We start from the raw sequence: 9,006 nt of genomic DNA on the forward strand, positions 1-9,006 counted from the left end.
CCTCTTCCTCGGCGACGTAGCGCCGGTACTCCGCCTCGCCCGCCAGGAAGTGCGTGCCGAGCTTCTCGCCGTACCGCGCCCAGCCGCCGGCGGCCGCGCGCAGGAACGCCAGGTGCGGCCGTCCGCGCGGGTGGATATCGTCCGGCGTCATGCGCTTCGAGAGCGCGAGCAGGGCGGCCGCGTCGTCCGCGGCGCCGCGGACGGCAGCCGGATCGACGCCCAGCCGCTCGAGCGAATGCGCCAAGTCTTCGCGCATCGCTTCCGGCGTCTTCATCGCGATCATGGCACTGCCATGCGGGGCGTCCGCCGTCGGAGCGACGATCCGGTTGATCGTCGCGGTCGTCGGATTCGGCGACACCGGCAGCGCGGGCAGACCGACGAGCGCGTTCGCGAACGACGACTTGCCGGCGCTGAACGCGCCGAACAGCGCGATCGTGAAGCGGCTCTGCCGGAGCTGCTCCGCCTTCGCGGCGAGACTGTCCGCCTGCTTGCGCAACTGCGGTATCGGACGGATCAGCGCTTCCGCTTGCGCCAGCAGCTCGGCCGCGCCGGTCGGCGCGCCGATGGGCGAGACGTCGCTGGCGCTAGCTGCGGCCGAAGACGCCGCGACGTCCGCCAGGCGGCTGATCGCCGACGGCTCGGCGGGCCGGGCGTCCGCGCGGGCGCCCCTCTCCGCTGCGGCGGCAGCCGCCTGCACCGGATGCGGCGACGGCAGCGCGATCGCCGACGCTTCGTCTTCGCCCGGCAGCAGCGCCAGCAAGGCGGCTTCCGCCGCGCGCTCCGCCGCGTCCATGTCGCGCAGCCGGGCGGCGACGGCTTCCTGCCCGCCGAGCCGGGCAAGCTCGTCATGCAGCGACGCCGCTTCGGCCGCCCGCGCCGGACTTTTCCGCCCGTCCAGCTCGCCCAGCAAACGCAATGCCGCCTTGCGGACCTGCGCTTTCCATTCGGCGCTCGTCTCGGCGGCGTAGTTCAGCGTCGCTTGACCGTCCGCGCCCGCGCCCGGCTTCACCCGGGCCTTCAACCAGGCCGTATCGGCCGCCGGGAACGACCGCTCCAGCTCCGCCTCGCGTTCGGCGCCTTCCCAGCCGGCCGCCTTGGCCTCTCTCCGCAGCAGATCGCGCACGTGATTGTGCAGATTGGCGGCGGCTTGGGCATTGAAGTCGGCTGCCAGCGCCTCCAGGCGCCGCTCCCGCTCCGTCTCGGTCTTGGCGCCGCTCCCCAGCCATCCGACCTTGAAGCCCGGCTGCAGGCTCTCCAGCATCTCCCGCGCCTTCTCCCGGGTCTCCGCGGGCGTCAGGTTCGCATTCCCGAGCAAACGGTCCACTTCTTCTTTCCAACGCGCCATGTCGCGTTCCCCGGCCGACTCGACCGCGGCGATCGCCTGCTCCAGCTCCGCCCGCTTCCGCTCCAGCGCCGCGAGCGCTTCTCCGCCGCCCAGTTCCGCGAGCAGCCCTTCGCGCGCCTCCGCGTTCGTCTGCCGCAAGCAGGCGCGGTGCTCCTCGGCCAGATACCGTGCGGATCGCGCCGCGCTGTGCAGCATGAGCGGTTCGGTCAGAGGCTTGAGCGCCTCCATGATCCGCACCAGCTCGCCCTGCTGCGACAGCGGATGGCCGGGCTCGCGGAGCGAGAGGAACAGCAGGCCCGCGGGTTCGATCCGCCAAGCTTGCATGGCGGTGCGGATCCCTTCCCGGAAGGCGGCGAACGACACCTCGCTCTCCCGGTGCTTGTCGACCTGATTCACGATGACGTAGGTCGGCTTGCCCCATTGATGGAGCGTGCGGAGGAAGCGGAAGTTCACTTCGGACAGCACGTGGTTGTAATCCGTCACATAGAAGACGACGTCGGCCAGATGCAGCGCCGACTCCGTCGCCGCGCGATGGGCGCCGTCCGTCGAGTCGACCCCTGGCGTGTCCACGAGCGCCATTCGGTCGCCCAGCAGGGGCACCGGGTACGACACGTCTATCGCCGCGACCCCTTCGCCGTCTACCGCGAAGGCGGACAACTGCTCCACGGGCAGATCCGGCGTCTCCTTTACGGAGCCGTCGGCGCCCCGGAAGACGACATGCGCGCCCGGCTTGCCGTTGCGAATCGTCACGACGTTCGCGCTCGTCGGGATCGGCGAGGAAGGCAGCAGCCGCTCGCCGCAGAGCGCGTTCACCAGCGTGGACTTGCCCGCCGAGAAATGTCCGCAGAACGCGATCGTCAGTACGCCTGCCTCCAGCTTTTCCGCAAGCTCTTCGAATTTGCCCGCTTGCGTCGCGTCTCCGGCCTGCGCCGCCTGCGACGCCATACGGCGGAGCGCTTCCGCGTACCGCTTCGCGGCTTCGGCTTGTTCGAGGGGAGCGATCCCGATATCCGATGTCTTCATGCGTTCTCGCCTCCTTGCGCCCTCGCCGCATCGTCATGCCGTACATTCGTCCGTTCGGCTTCGGCCGACCCGGGAGCCTTCGCTCCGCCCAGGGCTTTCCCCGCTTTGGCCTTAGCCGGCGTCGGCTTCGCGTTTCCGGCTTTGCCGGCATTCGCCTTGGCGGGTCCAACCTTCTTCGTCTTGGCTTTCTCCAGCTGCTCGCGTTCGCTTTGCCGCACGGCGGCCTTCATCCGTTTCTTGCCTTCCGGACAGACGTCCAGCAGCGGGCAAATCTCGCACTTCGGCCCCTGCGCCTTGCAGTGGTAGCGGCCGAAGAAGATGAGCCGATGGTGCGTGATCGTCCACTCCTCGCGCGGCACCAGCTTCATCAGCCGTTTCTCGACTTCGAGCACGCTGTCGTCCGGCTTCGCGACGCCGAGACGCTTCGATACGCGCTCCACGTGCGTATCGACTGCGATCGCCGGCACGTCGAAGGCGTTGGAGACGACGACGTTCGCCGTCTTCCGGCCGACGCCCGGCAGTTCCGTCAGCGCCGCGTGCTCCCGCGGCACTTCGCCGTCGTAGCGGTCGATCAGGATGCGGCACAGCTTCTGGATATTGGCGGCTTTGTTGCGGAACAAGCCGATCCGGCGGATATCGTTCTCCAGTTCCTCCAAGGGAACGTTCAAGTAATCGTGCGGGCTGCGGTACTTCTCGAACAGCGTCGCCGTCACCTTGTTGACCGTCTCGTCGGTACACTGCGCGGACAGCAGCACGGCAATCGTGAGCTCGAACGGATTGCGGTGATTCAATTCGCAGTGCGCGTCCGGGAACATGTCGGCGATCGTGTCCAAGATGTGTCTCATCTTCGTGGCGTTCATCGCGGCTAACTCCTTCTCTTTGCTCCAAGTAAAAACGGGTTTGCCGTCTTTTCGGAAGCGGGCAACACGTTTTTATCGTCGGTCATACGGAAATGGATAGGCATGAAGCTTATACATCCTGCATGATCCAGAAAGAATCCTATTATTTTCATCATTATAGTTTAACGGAAGTTCGCGGCACCGACAAGCATCGACGCCTGTCGTCCCCTTGAGGGGCAGCCTCCCTTCACCTTATTCGCTTCCTCCCGGATCTGCGATTCCGGGTCGAGGTGCCGAGAAGAGGAACGGCGTCCCTTCCTTATATGCGTTCTCTCCTTATACGTCATGACATGGAACGATTGCGCCTCCGTCGCAAGCCCCGTTTCGCCGGATCGATCCCGGACGGCGCTTCCCCTTGACGGAAGCCGCAGGCCGCGACTTCAAGTTTGCGCCATCCTAGCGCAGAGCTCGCTCCTTACTCCCCTAGTATCGCGACCGCCGTCCCACGACGAAAAAAGGGTCGAGCAGACCGATCGTCTGCTCAACCCTTTGTACGCCATATGCGTTTATTGCTTCACGATCTCCACCGCTTTGCCGCGCAGGACGTATACGGTAATCACGTCGTCGGCACGGAGCTCCGACAGCGGGATGATCGCCGTGTCCTTGTGCAGGTACAACTTCGGAGACAGCGTCACATAGGAATCCTGTGTGGACGAATCCAGCTTATAGTACAGCGTGTTCGTCGTCGCATCCGCATACCCGAAGAAGCGGCGCGTCGACGGGATGATGGTGATCACGTTCCGGTCGTTCTCGTCCTTGCGGATCTCGACGCGGTCGTCACGTTGAACGGTCGCGAGCGACGTATACGTCGTGCCCGTCTTGACGACGGCGGCGTTGGCGCCGACCGGAATGCGGACCGGCGTACCTGCGCCCGATTGAACCTCGAGCGCCGCGCCGTAAGTGTCAATGGCGGTCACGCGGCCGAAGACGACCGAGACGCTCTTGACCGCGACCGGCGTATTGCCTTGGAACGTGACATTGATCAGCGTGCCTGACGTGTACTTGCTCAGCGTGACGTTGTTGTTGTCCTCGTCCTTCAGCGAGACGCCGGAGCCGAGTACCCACTCGTCCGCGTAGCCTTCGCTGCGCTTGATGCTGAGCTTGCCCGAAGCCGCGTCGACCGCGGTAACTTCGGCCTGAATCGTGCGCGTCACTTGGATCGTGGCCGCTTGATCCTGGGTCGCGTTCAGCAGGACCGTCACTTTGCTGCCGACGGCGACGTCGGAATACGTCTTGTAGCCGGCGCCGTAGATCTCGACGGTCGGATTGACGTACGGCAGGTTCACGATCGTGCCGTTGTCGAGTTGGACGCGCAGAATGCGGCTCGATGTATTGTTCTCGTAGACCGTGCCGGAATATCTGGCGACGAAGGACAACGATACGACGTTCGAACCGGAGTAGGCGATGTCTACCTTCTTGCCTTTGTAGAGCTGCGGGTACGCCGCTTCGAGCGTGATGCGCGTGCCGTTCAGGTCGTAGCGCACGTTCGTGCCCAGGGTGAATACCTTCGGATTGCCGTAGGCGTCCTTCACGACCAGTACCTTGGCGTCGTTGTCATACGAAGAGATTACCGAGCCGTTGGCGTATTGGACCGATCGGCTCGCGACTTCGATCGTCGCGACCTTGCCTTCGCCGTCCAGCGTGAGCACGAGCGGATCGCCGGTGAGGAGGTCCGCCAGCGTGGCGTCTTTCACGCCGCCGACTTTGACCGCGACGTTCGTCTGATAGACGAGACCGGTGATCTTGTTCGGATTCGCGCTCGTCGTGTATTGGACGGTCTGCGCGGCGGTATCGACCTTGAAGAGGGTGCCTTCGATCGTGCCGGCCGTCGCGGACTTGCTGACGGTCAGCGTCGTGACGGAGCCGTTCACGATCGCATAGGAGACCGTATCCCCGACTTTGACCGCGTCCAGCTTCGCGTAGCTACCGTCGCTCAATTGGATCGTAGCGGTGCCCGATACGACGCGGGATTCCGTTACGCCAGTCGCGGCGTCCTTCACCTGCAGCGTACGGCTGGTCAAGTCGACCGCCGTAACCGTGCCCTGGCCGTTCTTCGTGACCGCGGATTGCTTCAGCTTCACGGCCAGCACCTTGCCGGCGCTGCGATAAGTGTCGACCAGCAAGGAGACTTCCGAGTTTGCCGGAATGTCCGCCAGCGCGATCTTGTTGTTCTCCGCGTCGGTGACGCTAGGCAGATTGGCCGCGTCGTACGCGTAGTCGTTCACTTCTTCGCCTTCGAGCAGCTTGATCTCGTGCTTGCTCGTGCTGACGACGATAACCTTGCCTTGGATCGTCTTGGCTTTGGCCGTGTTGTCCGTCTGCTCGATATAGGCGGCCGAGCCGTTGCTGTTGCCGATCACGATGGCTGTACCGTACAGTTTCAAGCTCTCGGCTCCCGTCAGCGACTCGGAGTCGCTGTTCGAGAAGAGCGTGCTGTCCGTAATCGCGTAAGCCGTCGTCGTGCCGTCCGAGTGGAGCAGCGACACTTTGTCCGGCGCGACGGTCAGGACCATGCCCGAAGCCTGGCCCGGATAGGCCACCTGCACTTTGGACTCCGCGCGACTGAACAGCGTCGCGATCGTCGCGCGGTTCACGCTCGCCTTCGGATCGAACTTGTTGCCGTCCACGCCTTTGACGAGCCCTTCGGCTACCGCCACGTTGACGTAGCCGAGCAGGGTGCTGTCGATCGCGGCGTTGTCGGCGAACGTCGTCGCCTTGCCGCCGGAAGCGACGGCGTCGGCTTCCTTGCCGATCGCGCGGACCAGCAGGCGGGAGATCCATTCGCGGGTTGCGGGCGCCTTGCCCCACTTGACCGTCGTTTCCTTCTCCGCCAGAGCGAACTGTTCGCTCGTCAACAGCTTCTGCTTGATCGCGTAGTTGACGTAAGGCTTTGCGTAATCGTCCACGTAGAAGGTGCTCGGGAAAGCGGACGCGCCGCTCGCTTTGGCTTCTTCTTCGAGGCCCATAAAGCGGATCGCGATGATGACCGCGTCTTCGCGGCTCAAGACGCCGGTCGGGTTAAACTTGCCCTTGTCGCCCAGAACCAGGCCTTGCAGCGCCAGCTTGGCGATATGCTTCTCGGCCCAATGGCCGGCCGTCACGTCGCTGAAAGGCGTCTTGGCAGCCGCCGACGCCGAAGGAGCCGGCCAGCCGGCTCCCGTCCATACGAGCGTTAAAATCATGATGAGTCCAACCCAAACTTTGCCCCGCGACTTCAACGACATCGTCTCTTCTCTCCTTGGGTTCGTTTGTCCGCGCGGGCGAAGACTATGCCCGCGGCGTTACGTCAAATTCAAATAGGCTTTGACCGCTTGGGCCAACCCTGCCGCCACCCGGTTCTGGAAGTCTTCGGTGAAGAGAACCTTCTCTTCGTCCGAGTTGGACAGATATCCGGCTTCGAACAGCACGGCGGGCATGACCGTCTCGCGCGTAACCGCGAGGCTCTTCTTCAAGACGCCGCGGTCCTGCAGGCCTCCTGCCGTCGTCGCGTATTGGTGCACGACGTTGGCGAACGCGAGGCTCGCGTCACGGGAGTAGTACACTTCCGTTCCCTTGATCGTGTTCTTCGGGTTGCTGTTGGCGTGAACCGACAGGAACAGGTTCGCGCCGATCGAGTTCGCCAGGTTGTAGCGGTCCGAGAGCGACGGGAACGTATCCCCGGAACGCGTCAGGACGATGTTCAGCCGCGGATCGCCCGCCAGCAGCGCTTGTACCTTCAGAATGACGCTCAGGTTGAACGTCTTCTCCGACTTGCCGCCGACGCTGATCGCGCCGGGATCCGATCCGCCGTGGCCGGCGTCGAGTACGACCGTATAAGTGCCGTTGCCCGGTTGCGGCTGCTGCTGATCCGGCTGCTTGAGGAGAATCTTCACCTCGCCGGCGGCCGTATCGTTCTGGATCTCGTAGTTCCATTTCTGGCTCATGTCCAAGACGAAACGCAGCGTCTTCGGCTTATCCGCGTAGAGCGAATACCGGATCTTCTGCAAGGCGGCGTGTCCGCTCACCGCAAGCTCGCCGGTCTTGCCGAGCGCCGGATCGGCCGGAAGCGCCGGATCGAAGTCCGAAGCGAAGTCCGACCCCGGCAGATCCACCACGATGCGATCCGGACCGGTCAGCACGCTCGCGGTCGGCGCGACAGCGCCGTCGTACTTCAAGACGATCGTGTCGCCGTCGAAGCGTACGCTGTGGATGACGCTGGCCGGCGTATCCGTCGGCGGCGTCACGCTGCCGCCGTCCGTCGCGCCGCCGCCCTCGTCGGGATCGACTACGCCGATCAGCCCGCCGCCGTCCGAGCCCGTGCCGCCACCGTTGCCGGTTCCGCCGCCGTTGCCGCCGCTGCCCGCGCCGCCGTTATCCCCGCCGCCCGGATTGCCTTCGCCGCTCGCGCTGTAGATGAAGGCGGTCTTGGCCGCGTTGTCCCAATAGACGGTCGCGCCGAAGTTGTCGTTGATGAAGCGCAGCGGAACCATCGTCCGGCCCGACTTCGTCAAGAGGGGCGGCGCTTCGATCGCCACCTTCTTGCCGTCGACCGTCGCGGTCTTGCTGCCCACTGTCATGACGATGGTCGTGCTGCCGCTCTTGACGGTGACGACTTTCTTCGTTTTCTCGTAATCTACTATGTACCCCAGGTTCTCCCCGACGACGCGAACCGGCAACATGACCCGGCTGTTGATCAACGCCGGCGGCTCCTCGGGCGCTAATTCCTTGCCGTCCAGGACCAACTTGGGTACGGGAGTCGCTGCGGAAGCGAGACCCGCGGTCATGAACAGCATGGAGACGACGAACAATAAAGAAACCCAGTACTTCATGCTTCACCTCGGTGTCGAATAATTTTGTGCCGTTCCCGATGAAAACGCCAGCTCCCCGCGGAAATCGGCGCTTCGCGAGAGAGAACGCCGCTCCCAGGGCATGTCCACGATAATTAGACGCGCGAATCTACCAAAAGTTGCGAGAAAAACAGGAAAAAAAGGCTCACGAACCCGAATTTTGCCGATTCGGAATTCGAAGGCCTCGCGGAACTTCGCGGACGGGATCGAGGGCGCTCGAAACGAAGAGAATCGTTGCGCGATTCCCTCTCGCCACGCCCTCTCTGCCGCTCGATTCAATTCGCATAAGCGCAAAAAACACGCATCTTCCAGGTCACAGGCTATAATGAAANNGAGCTGCAACGATAAAATCTATTTGGCCTATCAGATTCATATTTGGTGGTAAGCGGACATTCTGACATTCTAAGCACCTATAGTTCCGTCATCATAGATTTGTCGGACTTCCTGACCTCCGGACCTTCGCACCTCCAGACCTCCGGACCTCCAACGCCGACCGAACAGTTGTAAATGTACAACTTTTTCCGCAGTATGACCTTCATATCGATCAATAAGTTGTAAACGTACAACTAAATCGGCCATTTTTTGAATATTTTTCGATTTTCTACTGAATAAGTTGTACGTTTGCAAGTAAATGCCTCTTCTCCGCCGTTGGGAGCCAAATAAGTTGTATGAATACAATTTATTGGGGAGCAGCCACCACGAGAAAGCACCACCAGCAAGCACCACCATCAAGCACCATCAGCGAGTACCATCAAACGCCACCGGCGAGTAACACCGGACAGGTCCCGGCCGATGAATTCCGGGCGACCTTTGCCCAACCGAAGACGAATATTCCCTACGATGATTAGGTGTGTAAGCCCTGAAAGCGATAATGGCCAAGACCATTTTCGTAAAAAAAAGGCCGTCCGGCAGG

3 protein-coding genes and 1 pseudogene are annotated in these 9,006 nt (G+C 62.8%); all 4 read right to left on the minus strand.

The window, feature by feature from the left end; all coding sequences use genetic code 11:
* A partial coding sequence (locus H7C19_RS29130; protein ID WP_185672615.1) for a dynamin family protein occupies positions 1-2,368 on the minus strand: 2,368 nt, incomplete at its 3' end.
* 170 nt (positions 2,369-2,538) lie between these two features.
* Positions 2,539-3,228: pseudogene (gene nth, locus H7C19_RS29135) on the minus strand (endonuclease III); the annotation flags it as partial.
* A 545-nt stretch (positions 3,229-3,773) separates the two neighbouring features.
* On the minus strand, positions 3,774-6,491 hold the full coding sequence (locus H7C19_RS29140) for an S-layer homology domain-containing protein (RefSeq protein WP_185672616.1): 2,718 nt from the start codon (positions 6,489-6,491) through the stop codon (positions 3,774-3,776).
* A 57-nt stretch (positions 6,492-6,548) separates the two neighbouring features.
* Complete coding sequence (locus H7C19_RS29145; RefSeq protein WP_185672617.1) at positions 6,549-8,075, minus strand: N-acetylmuramoyl-L-alanine amidase; 1,527 nt, start codon at positions 8,073-8,075, stop codon at positions 6,549-6,551.
* Positions 8,076-9,006: the final 931 nt, after the last annotated feature.

It is taken from the genome of Cohnella nanjingensis, from assembly GCF_014212125.1.
GTDB lineage: Bacteria > Bacillota > Bacilli > Paenibacillales > Paenibacillaceae > Cohnella > Cohnella nanjingensis.

Bases quoted from the DNA above. Each gene is read 5' to 3' on its own strand.
- H7C19_RS29140 (WP_185672616.1), bottom strand. From the start codon at position 6,491: ATGTCGTTGAAGTCGCGGGGCAAAGTTTGGGTTGGACTCATCATGATT.
- H7C19_RS29145 (WP_185672617.1), bottom strand. From the start codon at position 8,075: ATGAAGTACTGGGTTTCTTTATTGTTCGTCGTCTCCATGCTGTTCATG.